The following is an 18,463-nucleotide window of genomic DNA, read 5'->3' as shown; positions in this document are numbered from 1 at the left end:
AGAGGTTGAATCATGGCGGGCAACACCGATCGTGCAGGCAGTAAACCGTTGATCGAAAGGCGTTCGATCGACTACATCCCGGAAGCGGAAAGACACGGTCGTCTGTTCAGTCAGTTCACCCTGTGGATGGGTGCCAACCTGCAAATCACCGCGATTGTCACCGGGGCCCTGGCCGTGGTGCTGGGCGGCGATGTGTTCTGGTCGTTGATCGGTCTGCTGATCGGTCAACTGCTGGGCGGCGGGGTGATGGCGCTGCATGCGGCGCAAGGGCCTAAGCTTGGCCTGCCGCAGATGATTTCCAGCCGGGTGCAGTTCGGCGTTTACGGCGCGGCGATTCCGATCGTGCTGGTGTGCCTGATGTACCTCGGCTTCACCGCCACCGGGACCGTGTTGTCGGGTCAGGCGCTGGGCCAGTTGTTCGGGGTCAGCGACACCGTCGGCATCCTGCTTTTCGCCAGCGTCATCGTGGTGGTCACGGTGCTCGGCTATCGGGTGATTCACTGGATCGGCCGGATCGCCAGCGCCATTGGCGTGATTGCTTTCGTTTACCTGTTCAGCCGTCTGATGAGTCAGGTGGACGTCGGCGCACTTCTGGAAATCCGTCACTTCAGCTGGAGCAGTTTCCTGCTGGCGGTGTCGCTCGCGGCCTCCTGGCAGATCGCTTTCGGCCCGTACGTGGCGGACTACTCGCGTTACCTGCCGAGCAAGGTGTCTTCGGTGAAAACCTTCTTCGCCGCCGGTGCCGGTTCGGTAATTGGTGCGCAGGTGGCGATGATCCTCGGTGTCTTCGCGGCCGCTTCGGCCAACGGGCAATTCGCCGGTCATGAAGTCGCTTACATCGTCGGTCTGGGCGGGACCGGTGCCACCGCCGCGCTGCTGTATTTCAGCATCGCGTTCGGCAAGGTCACCATCTCCACCCTGAACTCCTACGGCAGCTTCATGTGCATCGCGACCATCATCAGCGGCTTCCGTGGCAACTTGCAGGTTTCGCGGATGCAGCGTCTGGTGTTCGTACTGGTGATCGTCGGCGCGGCGACCCTGATCGCGCTGCTCGGCCAGCATTCGTTCCTCGGTGCGTTCAAGTCCTTCATCCTGTTCCTGCTGGCGTTCTTCACGCCCTGGAGCGCGATCAACCTGGTGGACTACTACTGCATCACCCGCGAGCGCTATGACGTACCGGCACTGGCGGATCCGAACGGTCGCTACGGCCGCTGGAACCTCCTCGGTATCAGCGTTTATGTGTTCGGGGTGCTGGTGCAACTGCCGTTCATTTCCACCAAGTTCTATACCGGTCCATTGGTAGCGGCCCTGGGGGATGTGGATATTTCCTGGATCATCGGTCTCGTGCTGCCCGCAGCGCTGTACTACGTCTGCGCGAAAAAATGGCACGGCACCGTACCCGATCGACTGATTCTGCCCGTCGAGCAGGACAGCGTTGTACAACCTAAAACAAGCGGGGCCGGTCGCGCTGCGGCGCAGGCCTGATTTGGACGTGGACAGGGCTGGATGCCTCTTGACTGCCGTAAGCCAATTCATGATTAGGAGCGTCACAACAATGAAATCGAACAAGACCCTGCTGACCACCTTGCTTTCCATGGGCCTGCTGGCCAGCGCCGGCGCGACCCAGGCCGCCGGCTGGTGCGAGTCCGGCAAACCGGTGAAATTCGCCGGCCTGAACTGGGAAAGCGGCATGCTGCTGACCGACGTTCTGCAAGTGGTGCTGGAAAAAGGTTACGACTGCAAGACCGACAGCCTGCCGGGCAACTCCATCACCATGGAAAACGCCCTGAGCAGCAACGACATCCAGATCTTCGCCGAAGAATGGGTTGGCCGCAGCGAGGTCTGGAACAAGGCCGAGAAGGCCGGCAAGGTCGTCGGTGTCGGCGCCCCGGTGGTGGGGGCGATCGAAGGCTGGTACGTGCCGCGTTACGTGATCGAAGGCGACGCCAAACGCAAACTCGAAGCCAAGGCGCCGGACCTGAAAAACATCGCCGACCTGGGCAAATACGCCGCCATCTTCAAAGACGCCGAAGAGCCTTCCAAGGGCCGCTTCTACAACTGCCCGGCCGGCTGGACCTGCGAGCTGGACAACAGCGAAATGCTGAAAAGCTACGGTCTGGAAAACAGCTACACCAACTTCCGCCCGGGCACCGGTCCGGCGCTGGATGCGGCGGTGCTGTCGAGCTACAAGCGTGGCGAGCCTATCCTGTTCTACTACTGGTCGCCAACCCCGCTGATGGGCCAGATCGACGCAGTCAAACTGGAAGAAAAAGCGGGCGTCGACAAGACCGTGACCATCAAGGTCGGTCTGTCCAAGACCTTCCACGAGCAAGCGCCGGAACTGGTGGCCGTGCTGGAAAAGGTCAACCTGCCGATCGACCTGCTGAACCAGAACCTGGGCCGCATGGCGAAGGAACGTATCGAGTCGCCAAAACTGGCGAAAATCTTCCTCAAGGAACATCCTGAGGTCTGGCATGCGTGGGTGAGTGAAGACGCTGCCAAGAAAATCGACGCGGCGCTGTAGGTCGAATTCCTCCCGGCCAACCGAGAGGCTGGCCGGGGTGTTCGCCGCAATCGCTTGATTGAGTTTCCTGATTGAGAGCCGCTTATGTTTCCCGAAAGCTTTACCTTTTCCATCGCCGACTGGGTCAACGGTTGGGTCGATGCGCTGGTCACCAACTACGGCGATGTGTTCCGCCATATCTCCGACACCCTGCTGTGGGCCATCGTCAATCTTGAAGGCCTGCTGCGCGCCGCGCCGTGGTGGTTGATGCTGGCCATCGTCGGCGTCGTGGCCTGGCATGCGACGCGCAAAGTCGTGACCACCGCCGTGATCGTCGGTCTGTTGTTCCTGGTCGGCGCTGTCGGTCTGTGGGACAAGTTGATGCAGACCCTCGCGCTGATGATGGTGGCGACGGTCATTTCGGTGCTGATCGGCGTACCGCTGGGGATTCTCTCGGCGCGCAGCAATCGCCTGCGTTCGGTGCTGATGCCGCTGCTCGACATCATGCAGACCATGCCGAGCTTCGTGTACCTGATTCCGGTGCTGATGCTGTTCGGCCTGGGCAAGGTGCCGGCGATTTTCGCCACCGTGATCTACGCCGCGCCGCCGCTGATCCGCCTGACCGATTTGGGCATCCGCCAGGTCGACGGCGAAGTGATGGAAGCGATCAACGCCTTCGGCGCCAACCGCTGGCAGCAACTGTTCGGCGTGCAACTGCCGCTGGCCCTGCCGAGCATCATGGCCGGGATCAACCAGACCACCATGATGGCCCTGTCGATGGTGGTGATCGCCTCGATGATCGGCGCCCGTGGCCTGGGTGAAGATGTGCTGGTGGGCATTCAGACCCTCAACGTCGGACGTGGCCTGGAAGCCGGTCTGGCGATCGTGATTCTCGCAGTGGTCATCGACCGCATTACCCAGGCGTATGGTCGGCCACGGCATGAGGTGAGCAAATGAGCAACGCAACCGTGAGCAAGATCGAAGTCAAAAACGTCTTCAAGATTTTCGGCAGCCGCGCCAAGGACGCCCTGGCGATGGTCGGCCAGGGCAAGACCAAGGATCAGGTGCTGAACGAAACCGGTTGCGTGGTCGGGGTCAACGACTTGTCCCTGAGCATCGGCACCGGCGAAATCTTCGTGATCATGGGCCTGTCCGGCTCCGGAAAATCGACGCTGGTGCGCCACTTCAACCGCCTGATCGACCCGACCAGCGGCGCGATCCTGGTGGACGGCGTGGATATCCTGCAATACGACATGGACGCCTTGCGCGAATTTCGTCGGCACAAGATCAGCATGGTGTTCCAGAGCTTCGGCCTGCTGCCGCACAAGACCGTGCTCGACAACGTCGCCTACGGCCTGAAAGTGCGTGGCGAGACCAAGCAGCTGTGCGCCGAACGCGCGCTGCACTGGATCAACACCGTGGGTCTCAAGGGCTACGAAAACAAATACCCGCACCAGCTCTCCGGCGGCATGCGCCAGCGTGTGGGTCTGGCCCGGGCATTGGCGGCGGACACCGACATCATCCTGATGGACGAAGCGTTCAGTGCGCTGGATCCGCTGATCCGCGCCGAGATGCAGGACCAGTTGCTGGAGCTGCAAAAGACCCTGCACAAGACCATCGTCTTCATCACCCACGACCTCGACGAGGCCGTGCGCATCGGCAACCGCATCGCGATCCTCAAGGACGGCCGCCTGATCCAGGTCGGCACGCCGAAAGAGATCCTGCATTCGCCGGCGGACGAGTATGTCGACCGTTTCGTGCAGCGGCGGGCGGCGGTGGTCTGATCTGAGTTTTGCAGTGCACAGACTGGCCTCATCGCGGGCAAGCCCGCTCCCACAGGGATTGTGTGAGCAGCGGAGATTCTGTGGGAGCTGGCTTGCCAGCGATGAGGCCGGTGAAGCTGCATCAAAATTATGGTTGAGGTAAGTGATGTCCCAGGCTGAAAAAGTCGTTATCGCCGACGCTACGATGCGTTGGCAGGATGTGGTCGCAGTCGCCCGTCACGGAGCGCAGCTCGAGCTGTCGGCGCAGACCTGGGCGCGCATTGAAAACGCGCAGGGCATCGTCCAGCGTATCGTTGCCAGCGGCGAGCGCGCCTATGGTGTGAACACCGGTCTCGGTGCGCTGTGCAACGTTTCGCTGAAAGACGAGCAGCTCAGTCAGCTGTCGCGCAACACCTTGCTCAGCCATGCCTGCGGCGTCGGTCCGGTACTGGCCGATGAGCAGACCCGCGCAATCATGTGCGCTGCGATCCGCAACTACAGCCACGGCAAATCCGGCATTCATCGTCGGGTGGTCGAAGCGCTGCTGGCGCTGCTCAATCGCGGCATCACCCCGCAAGTGCCGTCGCAGGGTTCGGTGGGTTACCTGACCCACATGGCGCACATCGGAATCGCGCTGCTGGGCGTGGGCAATGTCAGCTATCGCGGGCAGATCGTGTCTGCACAGCAGGCGCTGGCCGAAGAGGGCCTGCAACCGGTTCAGCTCGGGGCGAAGGACGGTCTGTGTCTGGTCAACGGTACGCCGTGCATGACCGGCCTCGGTTGCCTGGCGATCGCCGACTCCACGCGTCTGCTGCAATGGGCCGACGTGATCGGCGCCATGAGCTTCGAGGCCCAGCGCGGCCAGATCGCCGCGTTCGATGCCGAGATCATTGCGCTCAAGCCGCATCCGGGCATGCAGCAGGTCGGCGTCAATTTGCGCGCCTTGCTCGATGGCAGTGAAGTGATTGCGTCGAGCAAAGGCATTCGCACTCAGGATGCACTGAGCATCCGTTCGATCCCGCAGGTGCACGGCGCCGCCCGCGATCAACTGGAACACGCGATCAAGCAGATCGAAACCGAACTCAACGGCTGCACCGACAACCCGTTGCTGCTGGGCACGCCGGATGACTTCCGGGTGATGTCCCAGGCCAACCCGCACGGACAATCGGTGGCGCTGGCGGCGGATCTGCTGGCGATTGCGATGGCTGAAATCGGCTCGATTGCCGAGCGGCGTCTGGATCGCCTGATCAACCCGCACGTCAGCGGTCTGCCGGCGTTTCTGGTGGCCAATCCGGGGGTGAACTCCGGGATGATGATCGTGCAATACGTCGCCGCGTCGCTGTGCGCGGAAAACCGCCAGTTGGCGCAACCGGCGGTGCTCGACAACTACGTCACCTCGGGCCTGCAGGAAGACCATCTGAGCATGGGCACCAACGCCGCGCTGAAGCTGCATCGCGCGCTGGAAAACTGCACGCAGATCCTCGCGATCGAGTACCTGCTGGCGGCCCAGGCGTTTGAATTTCTCAAGGAACAGCGATTCGGCGCCGGCACCGATACCGCCTGGCGACTGCTGCGCGAAAAAGTCCCGGCCTACGATCAGGACCGCTGGCTGGCGCCGGACATCGCCGCAGCTGCAAGCGTTCTGAAAGACACGGATCTGCTGCACAACGCATTACCGAATTTGCACTGACAACTACCCACGCCAGCGTGCCAAGGCGCGGCTCCCCAAAAGGGCAGACGCGACGGACAACGGACATCTCCGGAGCGTCTGGCGAGTTAACAATAAACTCTCAAAAGGAGCACAAAATGACTGCGCTGAACCTGATCCCCGGCCAACTGAGCCTGGCCCAACTGCGTGACGTTTATCAGAATCCGGTCAAGCTGACCCTCGACAACAGCGCCAGCGCGCAGATCGAGGCCAGTGTGGCCTGCGTCGAGCAGATACTCGCGGAAAACCGCACCGCCTACGGCATCAACACCGGTTTCGGCCTGCTGGCCTCGACCCGCATTGCCAGCGAAGACCTGGAAAACCTCCAGCGTTCGCTGGTGCTGTCCCACGCCGCCGGTGTCGGCCAGCCGATCAGCGATGAGCTGGTGCGCCTGATCATGGTGCTCAAGGTCAACAGCCTCAGCCGTGGTTTCTCCGGCATCCGTCGGGTGGTGATCGATGCGCTGATCACCCTGATCAACGCCGAGGTCTATCCGCACATTCCATTGAAAGGTTCGGTCGGTGCCTCCGGCGACCTCGCGCCATTGGCGCACATGTCGCTGGTGCTGCTGGGCGAGGGCAAGGCGCGTTACAAGGGCGAGTGGATGGAAGCGACCGAAGCGCTGAAAGTCGCCGGTCTGACCCCGCTGACTCTGGCGGCGAAAGAAGGTCTGGCGCTGCTCAATGGCACTCAGGTTTCCACCGCTTTCGCTTTGCGCGGTCTGTTCGAAGGTGAAGACCTGTTTGCTGGCGCTTTGGCGCTGGGCGGTCTGACGGTCGAAGCGGTGCTCGGCTCGCGTTCGCCGTTCGATGCGCGCATCCACGCCGCCCGTGGCCAGAAAGGCCAGATCGACGCCGCTGCCGCTTACCGCGATCTGCTGGGCGAGCGTAGCGAAGTCTCCGACTCGCACCAGAACTGCGAAAAGGTGCAGGATCCGTACTCGCTGCGTTGCCAGCCGCAAGTCATGGGCGCGTGCCTGACCCAGTTCCGTCAGGCCGCCGAAGTGCTGGCTGTCGAGGCCAACGCCGTATCCGACAACCCGCTGGTGTTCGCGGCCGAAGGCGACGTGATTTCCGGCGGCAACTTCCACGCCGAGCCAGTGGCCATGGCCGCTGACAACATGGCGTTGGCCATTGCCGAAATCGGTTCCCTGAGTGAGCGTCGCATCTCGTTGATGATGGACAAGCACATGTCGCAGCTGCCGCCGTTCCTGGTGGCCAATGGCGGCGTAAATTCCGGCTTCATGATCGCCCAGGTGACCGCTGCGGCCCTGGCCAGCGAAAACAAGGCGCTGTCCCATCCGCATTCGGTGGACAGCCTGCCGACTTCTGCCAACCAGGAAGACCACGTGTCGATGGCCCCGGCCGCTGGCAAGCGCCTGTGGGAAATGGCTGAGAATACCCGCGGGATTCTTGCGGTGGAGTGGCTGGCGGCGGTGCAGGGGCTTGATCTGCGCAACGGCCTGAAAACTTCGGCCAAACTGGAACTGGCCCGAGGGATTCTGCGTCGCGAAGTGCCGTTCTACGAGAAGGACCGCTTCTTCGCGCCGGATATCAACGCGGCGACCGAACTGTTGGCTTCGCGGGTCCTGACTGAACTGGTTCCGGCGAAGTTGCTGCCTAGTTTGTAAGCGTTTTTTCAGGGGGATTTTTGTCGTCCGGGAAACCGATCCCCCTCACCCCAGCCCTCTCCCCCAAGGGGGAGAGGGGGAAAGGGAGCAGATCTTCATCGTTTTCAGAACCTGAGTTCGACTCAAGAATTTCAGGTCGATGTACCTCGAAAGAGCAACCCGGTCAGTCCCCTCTCCCTCCGGGAGAGGGTTAGGGTGAGGGGGCTTTTGAAGGCTGCCCACCAAACAGAATCCAACGGAGGCTCACAGTGAAAACCCTCTGGCAACACTGCCACGTCGCAACCATGGCGCAAGGCGTCTACTCGATCATCGAGGATGCGGCCATCGTGACGTCCGGTGCACTCATCGAGTGGATTGGCCCGCGCAGCCAATTGCCGTCAGGCGAATACCCGGCGGTCAATGACCTGCAAGGCGCGTGGGTCACCCCCGGCCTGATCGATTGCCACACTCACACCGTGTTCGGCGGCAACCGCAGCGGCGAGTTCGAGAAGCGCCTGCAAGGCGTCAGCTATGCCGAAATCGCAGCGGCCGGCGGCGGCATCGCCAGCACCGTGCGTGCCACGCGTGAGGCCTCGGAAGACGAGCTGTTCGCCAGCGCCGCCAAACGTCTGAAAAGCCTGATGCGCGACGGCGTGACCACGGTCGAAATGAAGTCCGGCTACGGCCTCGATCTGGCCAGCGAGCGCAAGATCCTGCGGGTCATCCGTCGCCTCGCCGACGAACTGCCGATCAGCGTGCGCAGCACTTGTCTGGCTGCTCACGCATTGCCGCCGGAATATAAAGATCGCGCCGACGATTACATCGATCACATCTGCGCCGAAATGCTGCCAGCGCTGGCTGCCGAAGGCCTGGTCGATGCGGTGGATGCGTTCTGCGAATACCTGGCGTTCTCCCCTGAGCAGGTCGAGCGGGTGTTCATCGCCGCGCAAGAACTCGGTCTGCCGGTGAAGCTGCACGCCGAACAATTGTCGTCGCTGCACGGCTCCAGCCTGGCTGCGCGCTACCACGCATTGTCCGCCGATCACCTGGAGTTCATGGACGAAGCCGACGCCATCGCCATGGCCGAATCCGACACCGTCGCGGTGCTGTTGCCGGGCGCGTTCTACTTCCTGCGCGAAACCCAGTTGCCGCCGATGGAAGCCCTGCGCAAACACAAAGTGAAAATCGCCATCGCCAGCGACCTCAACCCTGGCACCTCGCCATCGTTGTCGTTGCGCCTGATGCTGAACATGGCCTGCACCTGTTTTCGCATGACCCCGGAAGAAGCCCTGGCCGGCGCCACGATTCACGCGGCGCAAGCCTTGGGCATGGCCGATACCCACGGTTCGCTGGAAGTCGGCAAGGTCGCGGATTTTGTCGCCTGGCAGATCGACTGCCCGGCGGATCTGGCGTACTGGCTGGGTGGTGAACTGGATAAACGCGTCGTGCGTCACGGCGTTGAATCAAGTCTGTAGGAGAGCGGTTGTGGATAAGGTTCTGAACTTCAAACAAGGTCGCGTGCCGCTGCTGATCAGCATGCCCCACGCCGGCGTACGCCTGACCCCGGCGGTCGAGGCCGGGTTGATCGCGGACGCGAAAAGTCTGCCGGACACCGACTGGCACATTCCGCAGCTCTACGACTTCGCCGCCGAACTGGGCGCCAGCACCCTGGCGGCCGAGTACTCGCGATTCGTCATCGACCTCAACCGGCCGTCCGACGACAAACCTTTGTACGCGGGCGCCACCACCGGGCTGTACCCGGCGACGCTGTTCGATGGCATTCCGTTGTTCAAGGAAGGGCAGGAGCCGTCGAAAGAAGAACGTACGACGTACCTGAAGCAGATCTGGACGCCGTACCACCGCACCTTGCAGGAAGAGCTGGCGCGGCTGAAGGCCGAGTTCGGTTACGCGCTGCTGTTCGATGCACACTCGATCCGTTCGATCATCCCGCACCTGTTCGACGGCAAGCTGCCGGATTTCAACCTTGGCACCTTCAATGGCGCCAGTTGCGATCCACAACTGGCCACACAACTGGAAGCGATCTGCGCCCGCCACGACGCTTACAGCCATGTGCTGAACGGACGCTTCAAGGGCGGCCACATCACCCGTCACTACGGCAACCCGGCCGAGAACATCCACGCCGTGCAACTGGAGCTGGGCCAGTGCACGTATATGGAAGAGTTCGAACCGTTCCGCTACCGCGCCGATCTGGCGGAGCCGACGCGGGTGGTGTTGAAGGAGTTGCTGCAAGGGCTGCTCGCCTGGGGCACAAAGCACTACAGCTGAGTCTGCTCTGATCGTTCCCACGCGGAGCGTGGGAACGATCTAGCTGGGTGGTGGAAACAAACAGTCGCCACCGTGCAAATCCCGGTCGCCACAGTTCGCTTTTCCCGCTCGTCTGCTGCGTAATGTTTCGGCCACGGTGCAAGAAGACACCGATCCGAACAATAACCCGCTGCCGCACGAGACGATCCCACATGAAAAAACTGTTCACTCGTTGTGCGTTAATCCTGACCGGCAGTGCGCTGCTCAGCGCCGGCGCCATGGCTTCCGACGATGCTTCCTGCAAAACCGTGCGCATGGGCGTGGTCAACTGGACCGACGTGATCGCCACCAGCGGCATGGCCGACGTGCTGCTCAACGGCCTCGGTTATGAAAGCAAGCAAACCAGCGCCGTGCAGCAAATCATCTTCGCCGGCATCCGCGACAAACGTCTGGATATCTTCCTCGGCTACTGGAAACCGGCGATGGACAAGAACATCGCGCCGTTCCTCGCTGCCAATCAGGTCAAAGTCATGGACAAACCAAGCCTGGCCGACGCCCAGGCGACGCTGGCGGTTCCGGATTACGTGGCGGCGGCGGGGCTGAAGACCTTTGGCGACATCGCGAAATTCAAGGATCAACTCGGCGCCAAAATCTACGGCATCGAGCCCGGCAGCGGCGCCAACACCACGATCAAGACCATGATCGAAACCAACCACTTCGGCCTGAAGGATTTCAAGATCATCGAATCCGGTGAGGCCGGCATGCTCGCCGCCGTGCAGCGAGCGGTGAACCGCAAGGAATTCGTGGTATTCGTCGGCTGGACGCCGCACCCGATGAACATCAACATGAAAATCACCTACCTGACCGGCAGCGAAGACGTCTACGGCCCGAACGAAGGCGCCGCCACCGTTTCCACGGTCACCGCGCCGGACTACGCCGAGCGCTGCCCGAACGTCCATCGACTGCTGGAAAACCTGACCTTCACCGCCGCCCAGGAAAGCCAGTTGATGGTGCCGATCATGGAGCGCAAGACGCCGCAGGAAGTGGCGAAGACCTGGCTGCGTGAACATCCCGAAGACCTGCAACGCTGGCTGGCGGGTGTCAGCAGCTTCGACGGCAAGGACGGCGTGGCCACGGTTCAGGCCAGTCTGAAAAACTGATGGGCACTTATCCACTCTCGCCGTCGATGGCGGCGTTCGTCGCCAGAACCGAAAGCTTTGCCAGCGATGACAGCAGCCTCGGCGGATTGCGCAAATCCTATGACGACATGTGCCGCGCCTTCACGCCCGAACGGCCGGCGGGTCTGGAGGTGGTGGATTTCCAGTTGAGCGGGGTGGCGGTGCGTTCGTATCGCCCGCCTGTCCGGCCATCGGCCAGTGGCTGGCCGTGCGTGTTGTATCTGCACGGCGGCGGTTGGGTGGTCGGCGGGCTGGATTCCCATGACTTCATCTGCTGCGAGCTGGCCATGGCCCTCGGGGCGATGGTGGTGGCGGTGGATTACCGGCTGGCGCCGGAGCATCCGTTCCCGGCCGGTTTCGAGGATTGCCTGAGCGTCTGGCGCGCGTTGCGCAGCGGACCGTTCTGGTTCGATCCCGGACGGATGCTGGTGGCTGGCGACAGCGCCGGCGGCAATCTGGCGGCGGCGCTGTGCCTGGCGCTACGCGATGCCGGCGAGCCGCTGCCGGGCGCGCAGGTCTTGATCTATCCGGGGCTGGGTGGCGACGCACAGTTAGCGTCGCGCAGCGAATGCGCCGATGCGCCGTTGCTCGCCAGCAGCGATGTCGATTGCTATCACGCCTTGTACTTGCGCGGCACCGCGAAGCCGAACGCCTATGCGATGCCATTGCTGGCCGGGGACTTCAGCGGTTTGCCACCGGCCTGGATCGCCGTGGCGCAGTTCGATCCGCTGCGTGACGACGGCGTGTGCTACGCCGAACGGCTTAAAGCAGCGGGCGTCGACGCGGCGCTTTACTACGGCGAAGGGCTGGTTCACGGTTGCATGCGGGCGCGGCATCAGGTCGCCGAGGTCGATCGTCTCTTTGAGAACCTGCTGGGGTTCATGGCTGACAAATTGTGACAGCGTGCGGGCATGCTCATTGACGTAAATCGGGTTTATGATGCCGGACGGCAGAATAATAGAAGTCCCCCCAGGGATGACCTCGACCCCTTACGGAGCGCGCAATGCAGACTTTGTTTCCGCAGATCAAACCTCACGCACGGCACGATCTGGCCGTCGATGACACCCACACGCTGTACGTCGACGAAAGCGGTTCACCGGAAGGTTTGCCGGTGGTGTTCATCCACGGAGGTCCCGGCGCCGGGTGCGACGCCCAGAGTCGCCGCTATTTTGATCCGAACCTGTATCGCATTGTCACCTTCGACCAGCGCGGTTGCGGTCGCTCCACGCCCCACGCCAGTCTGGAAAACAACACCACCTGGGATCTGGTCGAAGACCTCGAGCGTATTCGTAAACACCTGGGCATCGACAAATGGGTGCTGTTCGGCGGCTCCTGGGGTTCGACCCTGGCGCTGGCCTACGCGCAGACCCACCCGGAACGCGTGCATGGGCTGATCCTGCGCGGGATCTTTCTGTGCCGTCCGCAGGAAATCGAATGGTTCTACCAGGCCGGCGCCAGCCGTCTGTTCCCCGATTACTGGCAGGACTACCTCGCGCCAATTCCGCTGGACGAGCGCGACGACCTGCTCAGCGCGTTCCACAAACGCCTGACCGGCAACGACCAGATCGCCCAGATGCACGCGGCCAAGGCCTGGTCGACCTGGGAAGGGCGCACCGCGACCCTGCGTCCGAATCCGCTGGTGGTCGACCGCTTCTCCGAGCCGCAGCGCGCCTTGTCGATTGCGCGGATCGAATGCCACTACTTCACCAACAACGCGTTCCTTGAGCCAAACCAGCTGATCCGCGACATGGGCAAGATCGCCCATCTGCCGGGCGTGATCATCCATGGCCGCTACGACGTGATCTGCCCGCTCGACAACGCCTGGGAACTGCATCAGGCCTGGCCGAACAGCGAGCTGCAGGTGATCCGCGATGCCGGCCACGCCGCGTCCGAACCGGGCATCACCGATGCACTGGTGCGCGCCGCCAGCAAAATGGCCCGTCGCCTGCTCGACCTGCCGCCCGAAGAAGCATGAAGGGTCTTTTGCAGCGCGTGAAAGGCGCGCGGGTCGAAGTGGCGGGCGAGGTGGTTGGCAGTGTCGATCAGGGTTTGCTGGTGCTGGTGGCGGTCGAACCCGACGACACGCCGGCCAGCGCCGACAAACTTCTGCATAAGCTGCTTAACTATCGAGTGTTCAGTGACGCCGAGGGCAAGATGAATCTGTCCCTGGCGGATGTGGGCGGCGGGTTGCTGCTGGTCTCTCAGTTCACCCTCGCTGCCGACACCAAAAGCGGGTTGCGCCCGAGTTTCTCGACCGCCGCCCCTCCGACGCTGGGCGAAGAATTATTCGACTATCTATTAAGCAAAGCGAAACAGATGCATGGCACAGTGGCATCAGGTAGATTCGGCGCGGATATGCAGGTGCACCTGGTCAACGATGGCCCGGTAACCTTCCTGTTACAGACATGAAAGCGCTTGAAACATCTTTTTAAGGGCTTTTCGACTGAAAACAGGGAATTTTCGCGATAAATACTTTGTTACCCCTGATGCGTTGTCACGCGGGCTACTAGATAATCGCGCGCTACGGGGATCAGCGTTCGTTGGTCCATTTTGACTTAGGTAGAGACTTGTCCGGATCCGATTGGGGAATCATTTTGACCCAGCGGAGTCGGAACAATGCTCGCCAACTTGGCAAGGGTGCCCTGAAAGGTCGGTTTTTTTGTACCGAATCCCTCACAGGCACTTCATCTGGCCGTTGGTTTATTGATCTGTTTTCGGCGAGGGTTGCTCGTGATTGTTAGTCCCTGTAATGCAGCAAAATTGTCTGCCAAACGCTTGCGCAGCGCTCTGGTAGCGGGCTCGGCAGTACTCTGCCTGCTCAGCGCCGGCCAGCTTTGGGCATTCAATCTTGACGATGTGTCGGCCAAGGCCAAAGAGCTGGCCGGGCAGAAGTTCGAAGCCCCGCGCAGCAACCTGCCAAACGAATTCCGTGAAATGAAATTCGCGGACTATCAGAAGATTCGTTTCCGCACCGAAAAAGCCGAATGGGCCGACCAGAAGACCCCGTTCAAGCTGTCCTTCTATCATCAGGGCATGCACTTCGATACGCCGGTGAAAATCAACGAAATCACCGCGAACACCGTCGAAGAGATCAAATACGATCCTAGCCGTTTCGATTTCGGCGACCTGCAGTTCGATCCTAAGGCCACCGAACAACTGGGCTACGCCGGTTTCCGTGTCCTGTACCCGATCAACAAGGCTGACAAGCAAGACGAAATCATGACCATGCTGGGCGCGAGCTACTTCCGCGTTGTCGGCAAGGGTCACACCTACGGTCTGTCGGCCCGTGGTCTGGCGATCGATACCGCTTTGCCGTCCGGCGAAGAATTCCCGCGTTTTCGCGAGTTCTGGATTCAGCAGCCGAAGCCGGGCGACAAGCACCTGGTGATCTTCGCCCTGCTGGATTCGCCACGTGCGACCGGCGCCTACCGTCTGATCCTGCGTCCGGGCAGCGACACCATCGTCGACGTCAAGGGCCAGATGTACCTGCGTGACAAGGTCGGCAAGCTCGGCATCGCGCCGCTGACCAGCATGTTCCTGTTCGGCGCCAACCAGCCGTCGAAAGTGCTCAACTACCGTCGTGAACTGCACGACTCCAGCGGTCTGTCGATCCATGCCGGCAACGGCGAGTGGATCTGGCGCCCACTGAACAACCCGAAACATTTGGCTGTCAGCCAGTTCAGCGTCGAAAACCCGCGTGGTTTCGGTCTGCTGCAACGTGGCCGTGACTTCAGCCACTACGAAGACCTCGACGACCGCTACGACAAGCGCCCAAGCGCCTGGATCGAGCCGAAGGGCGACTGGGGCAAAGGCACCGTCGATCTGGTCGAGATCCCGACCGCCGACGAAACCAACGACAACATCGTTGCGTTCTGGAGCCCGGAAAAACTGCCGGAGCCAGGCCAGCCGCTGGACTTCGCCTACCGCATGCACTGGACCATCGACGAAGCCGCGCTGCACGCGCCGGACAGCGCCTGGGTCAACCAGACCCTGCGTTCGACCGGTGACGTCAAGCAATCGAACCTGATCCGTCAGCCGGATGGCAGCGTTGCCTACCTGGTCGACTTCGAGGGCCCGTCCCTGGCCGCCTTGGCCCCGGATGCAGACGTTCGCAGCCAGGTCAGCGTCGGCGACAACGCCGAACTGGTCGAGAACAGCGTGCGCTACAACCCGGAAACCAAGGGCTGGCGCCTGACCCTGCGGATGAAGATCAAGGACGCGAGCAAGTCCACCGAGATGCGCGCAGCCCTGGTGCAGCCAGTGGTCACCGCTGATCTGGCCAAGTCTTCGGTGCCGACGTCCAACTCGTCGGTAGCCAAGGCCGACAAGGTTGCCGCCAAGCAACAAGAGAAAGCCGACAAGGAAGCCAAGGCCGCCGAGGCCAAACAGGCCGACGCCAAGCCGGTTGCAGATGCCAAGGACAAGGCCAACAAAGACGCCAAGCAGCCAGCCGCTGCGGACGCGGCCCCAGCCACACCGGAATCGGCACCGACTGAAGAAGTCCTGACCGAGACCTGGAGCTATCAGTTGCCTGCCGATGAGTAACTCTCAAGTACAGCCAGAGACTCTGTCCGAGTACCTGGCGCATCTGCCGATGACCGACGAGCAGCGCGCGGAACTCGCGGGCTGCCAGTCCTTCAGCGAATTGCATGAACGCCTGTCGTCCAAGACCTTTGACGCGCCGACCGAAGCCGCCCAGGCTTCGGTGGGCAAGCGCCTGACCCTGAGCACCGCCGAAGAGCTGGAAGACGCGGAAATGCTGGTGCTCGACGCCAGCGGCCGGGTCAGCATGAAGGCCACGCCGCCGATCCGTCGGACCAAGGTCGTGCCGGAGCCGTGGCGCACCAACATTCTGGTGCGTGGCTGGCGCCGCCTGACCGGCCGGACCAACCCGCCGCAACCGCCGAAGGACGCCAATGTGCTGCCGGCGGCGCGGTGGCGCACGGTCGGTTCGATCCGTCGCTACATTCTGCTGGTGCTGATGCTGGGTCAGACCATCGTCGCCGGCTGGTACATGAAAGGCATCATGCCGTACCAGGGCTGGTCGTTCGTCGATCTGGAAGAAGTCCTGCATCAACCGCTGCTGCAAACCGCCACGCAAGTGCTGCCATATGCGCTGCAGACCAGCATCCTGATCATGTTCGGGATTCTGTTCTGCTGGGTGTCGGCCGGTTTCTGGACCGCGCTGATGGGCTTCCTCGAATTGCTTACCGGCCACGATAAATACCGGATCTCCGGTAAAAGTGCCGGCAACGAGCCGATTCCGAAAGACGCGCGCACCGCACTAGTGATGCCGATCTGCAACGAAGACGTGCCTCGGGTGTTCGCCGGTCTGCGCGCGACCTTCGAGTCGGTCGCCGCTACCGGCGACCTGGACCGTTTCGACTTCTTCGTCCTCAGTGACAGTAACGACACCGACATCTGCGTTGCCGAGCAGCAGGCCTGGCTGGACGTCTGCCGTGAAGCGAAGGGCTTCGGCAAGATCTTCTATCGCCGCCGTCGCCGTCGCGTCAAACGCAAGAGCGGTAACCTCGACGACTTCTGCCGTCGCTGGGGCGGTGACTATAAGTACATGGTCGTACTCGACGCCGACTCGGTCATGAGCGGCGAGTGCCTGACCAGTCTGGTGCGCCTGATGGAGGCCACTCCGGACGCCGGCATCATCCAGACCGCGCCGCGCGCTTCGGGCATGGACACGCTGTATGCACGCATGCAGCAGTTCGCCACTCGCGTGTACGGTCCGCTGTTCACCGCCGGCCTGCACTTCTGGCAGCTGGGTGAATCCCACTACTGGGGTCACAACGCGATCATCCGCATGAAGCCGTTCATCGACCACTGCGCTCTGGCGCCGTTGCCGGGCAAGGGTGCGTTCTCCGGTGCGATCCTCTCTCACGACTTCGTTGAAGCGGCGCTGATGCGCCGTGCCGGCTGGGGCGTGTGGATTGCCTACGATCTGCCGGGCAGCTACGAAGAACTGCCGCCGAACCTGCTCGATGAACTCAAGCGTGACCGTCGCTGGTGCCACGGCAACCTGATGAACTTCCGTCTGTTCCTGGTAAAAGGCATGCACCCGGTGCACCGCGCGGTGTTTCTGACTGGCGTGATGTCTTACCTGTCGGCGCCGCTGTGGTTCTTCTTCCTGGTGTTGTCGACCGCGCTGCTGGCGGTGAACACGCTGATGGAGCCGCAGTACTTCCTCGAACCGCGTCAGCTCTATCCGCTGTGGCCACAATGGCACCCGGACAAGGCGATCGCGCTGTTCTCGACGACCATCGTGCTGCTGTTCCTGCCGAAGCTGTTGAGCATCATCCTGATCTGGGCCAAGGGCGCGAAAGAGTTCGGCGGCAAGTTCAAGGTGACCCTGTCGATGCTGCTGGAGATGCTGTTCTCCATGCTGCTGGCGCCGGTGCGGATGATTTTCCACACCCGTTTCGTTCTGGCCGCGTTCCTCGGCTGGGCCGCGACCTGGAACTCGCCGCAGCGTGACGACGATTCCACGCCATGGAGCGAAGCGGTCAAGCGTCACGGTCCGCAGACCCTGCTGGGCTTCTTCTGGGCGCTGCTGGTGATCTGGCTGAACCCGAGCTTCCTGTGGTGGCTGGTGCCGATCGTCGGTTCGCTGATGCTGTCGATTCCGGTGTCGGTGATTTCCAGCCGCGTCGGTCTGGGCCTCAAATCCCGTGACGAAAGCCTGTTCCTCATCCCCGAGGAATACAATCCGCCACAGGAGCTGCTGGCCACCGATCAGTACACCCACGAAAACCGCTGGCACGCGCTGAACGACGGCTTCGTCCGCGCCGTGGTCGATCCACAGCAGAACGCCCTGGCGTGCTCGCTGGCGACCTCGCGTCACGGTCAGGCCGAGCCGATCGAATGGCTGCGCCAGGAACGTGTGCGTCACGCGATCAAGGTCGGCCCGGCCGGGCTGAACAACCATGATCGTCTGCAACTGCTGAGCGATCCGGTGGCCCTGGCCCGTCTGCACGAGCAGGTGTGGGCCGAAGGCCATGCCGAGTGGCTGGACGCCTGGCGGGCTTCGGTGAAAGCCGATCCCCACGCGCCGCTGCTGCCGCTCAAGCCGGTGAGCTTGCAGGCGCAACCGGCCTGATGAAGAAACCCCGCGAAAGCGGGGTTTTTTATGTCCAGAAAAAGAGCCCCCCTCACCCTAACCCTCTCCCGGAGGGAGAGGGGACTGACCGAGTTGAATGCTCGAGTTACGCCGACGTGAGATACCGAGTTGAACTCCGGTCTGGAAGACAACGAAGATCGGCTCCCTTTCCCCCTCTCCCCTCTGGGGAGAGGGCTGGGGTGAGGGGTGGTTCTTGAATGTTAAACAAATCGTCCATTAAACCTTGTGCAAAAAATCGAGTGCGTTAGCATCCGTCCCCGAATTGGCGCACCCGGACAATCTTGTCCATTTCTGTCGGTTTTCGCGC

At 62.0% G+C, this 18,463-nt stretch carries 14 protein-coding genes; all 14 read left to right on the top strand.

The window, feature by feature from the left end:
- The first annotated feature begins 12 nt into the window (after positions 1–12).
- Positions 13–1,485 carry a purine-cytosine permease family protein gene (locus tag AC07XZ_RS13765; protein WP_102687878.1) on the top strand — a complete coding sequence of 491 codons (1,473 nt, stop codon included), beginning with the start codon at positions 13–15 and terminating at the stop codon, positions 1,483–1,485.
- Positions 1,486–1,555: 70 nt separating this feature from the next.
- A complete protein-coding gene (locus AC07XZ_RS13760) occupies positions 1,556–2,524 on the top strand; it encodes an ABC transporter substrate-binding protein (RefSeq protein ID WP_085746394.1) in 969 nt (322 codons plus the stop codon).
- A gap of 84 nt (positions 2,525–2,608) precedes the next feature.
- Complete coding sequence (locus AC07XZ_RS13755) at positions 2,609–3,460, top strand: ABC transporter permease (RefSeq protein WP_007952475.1); 852 nt, start codon at positions 2,609–2,611, stop codon at positions 3,458–3,460.
- Positions 3,457–4,287 (top strand): quaternary amine ABC transporter ATP-binding protein, encoded by an 831-nt coding sequence (locus AC07XZ_RS13750; protein ID WP_102687879.1) that lies wholly within the window; start codon positions 3,457–3,459, stop codon positions 4,285–4,287. Before AC07XZ_RS13755 ends, AC07XZ_RS13750 begins: the two co-directional genes overlap by 4 nt.
- A gap of 145 nt (positions 4,288–4,432) precedes the next feature.
- Positions 4,433–5,956 carry a histidine ammonia-lyase gene (gene hutH, locus AC07XZ_RS13745; protein WP_102687880.1) on the top strand — a complete coding sequence of 508 codons (1,524 nt, stop codon included), beginning with the start codon at positions 4,433–4,435 and terminating at the stop codon, positions 5,954–5,956.
- A 116-nt stretch (positions 5,957–6,072) separates the two neighbouring features.
- Positions 6,073–7,605, top strand: a complete 1,533-nt coding sequence (gene hutH, locus AC07XZ_RS13740) for a histidine ammonia-lyase (protein WP_102687881.1) — start codon at positions 6,073–6,075, stop codon at positions 7,603–7,605.
- Positions 7,606–7,853: 248 nt separating this feature from the next.
- Positions 7,854–9,059 (top strand): imidazolonepropionase, encoded by a 1,206-nt coding sequence (gene hutI / locus AC07XZ_RS13735; RefSeq protein ID WP_102687882.1) that lies wholly within the window; start codon positions 7,854–7,856, stop codon positions 9,057–9,059.
- 10 nt (positions 9,060–9,069) lie between these two features.
- Positions 9,070–9,870 carry an N-formylglutamate deformylase gene (gene hutG / locus AC07XZ_RS13730; protein ID WP_102687883.1) on the top strand — a complete coding sequence of 267 codons (801 nt, stop codon included), beginning with the start codon at positions 9,070–9,072 and terminating at the stop codon, positions 9,868–9,870.
- A gap of 191 nt (positions 9,871–10,061) precedes the next feature.
- Positions 10,062–11,009, top strand: a complete 948-nt coding sequence (locus AC07XZ_RS13725) for a choline ABC transporter substrate-binding protein (protein WP_102687884.1) — start codon at positions 10,062–10,064, stop codon at positions 11,007–11,009.
- Positions 11,009–11,926, top strand: coding sequence for an alpha/beta hydrolase (locus tag AC07XZ_RS13720; RefSeq protein ID WP_102687885.1), 918 nt, complete (start codon positions 11,009–11,011; stop codon positions 11,924–11,926). Before AC07XZ_RS13725 ends, AC07XZ_RS13720 begins: the two co-directional genes overlap by 1 nt.
- Positions 11,927–12,030: 104 nt before the next feature.
- On the top strand, positions 12,031–13,002 hold the full coding sequence (pip, locus tag AC07XZ_RS13715; RefSeq protein ID WP_007952436.1) for a prolyl aminopeptidase: 972 nt from the start codon (positions 12,031–12,033) through the stop codon (positions 13,000–13,002).
- Positions 12,999–13,436, top strand: a complete 438-nt coding sequence (dtd, locus tag AC07XZ_RS13710) for a D-aminoacyl-tRNA deacylase (protein ID WP_102687886.1) — start codon at positions 12,999–13,001, stop codon at positions 13,434–13,436. The genes pip and dtd overlap by 4 nt, the downstream gene beginning before the upstream one ends.
- Before the next feature lie 321 nt (positions 13,437–13,757).
- Positions 13,758–15,572 carry a glucan biosynthesis protein G gene (locus AC07XZ_RS13705; RefSeq protein ID WP_102687895.1) on the top strand — a complete coding sequence of 605 codons (1,815 nt, stop codon included), beginning with the start codon at positions 13,758–13,760 and terminating at the stop codon, positions 15,570–15,572.
- Positions 15,565–18,135 carry a glucans biosynthesis glucosyltransferase MdoH gene (mdoH, locus tag AC07XZ_RS13700; RefSeq protein WP_102687887.1) on the top strand — a complete coding sequence of 857 codons (2,571 nt, stop codon included), beginning with the start codon at positions 15,565–15,567 and terminating at the stop codon, positions 18,133–18,135. Before AC07XZ_RS13705 ends, mdoH begins: the two co-directional genes overlap by 8 nt.
- Positions 18,136–18,463: the final 328 nt, after the last annotated feature.

The sequence above is a fragment of the Pseudomonas sp. GW458-11-26-14-LB4 genome (assembly GCF_059423925.1).
The sequence above is the reverse complement of the archived record's forward strand: the minus strand, read 5'-3'. Positions and strand labels throughout refer to the sequence as shown.

Coding starts and splice junctions, on each gene's coding strand:
- AC07XZ_RS13765 (WP_102687878.1), top strand. CDS start 13: ATGGCGGGCAACACCGATCGTGCAGGCAGTAAACCGTTGATCGAAAGG.
- AC07XZ_RS13760 (WP_085746394.1), top strand. CDS start 1,556: ATGAAATCGAACAAGACCCTGCTGACCACCTTGCTTTCCATGGGCCTG.
- AC07XZ_RS13755 (WP_007952475.1), top strand. CDS start 2,609: ATGTTTCCCGAAAGCTTTACCTTTTCCATCGCCGACTGGGTCAACGGT.
- AC07XZ_RS13750 (WP_102687879.1), top strand. CDS start 3,457: ATGAGCAACGCAACCGTGAGCAAGATCGAAGTCAAAAACGTCTTCAAG.
- hutH (WP_102687880.1), top strand. CDS start 4,433: ATGTCCCAGGCTGAAAAAGTCGTTATCGCCGACGCTACGATGCGTTGG.
- hutH (WP_102687881.1), top strand. CDS start 6,073: ATGACTGCGCTGAACCTGATCCCCGGCCAACTGAGCCTGGCCCAACTG.
- AC07XZ_RS13725 (WP_102687884.1), top strand. CDS start 10,062: ATGAAAAAACTGTTCACTCGTTGTGCGTTAATCCTGACCGGCAGTGCG.
- AC07XZ_RS13720 (WP_102687885.1), top strand. CDS start 11,009: ATGGGCACTTATCCACTCTCGCCGTCGATGGCGGCGTTCGTCGCCAGA.
- pip (WP_007952436.1), top strand. CDS start 12,031: ATGCAGACTTTGTTTCCGCAGATCAAACCTCACGCACGGCACGATCTG.
- dtd (WP_102687886.1), top strand. CDS start 12,999: ATGAAGGGTCTTTTGCAGCGCGTGAAAGGCGCGCGGGTCGAAGTGGCG.
- mdoH (WP_102687887.1), top strand. CDS start 15,565: ATGAGTAACTCTCAAGTACAGCCAGAGACTCTGTCCGAGTACCTGGCG.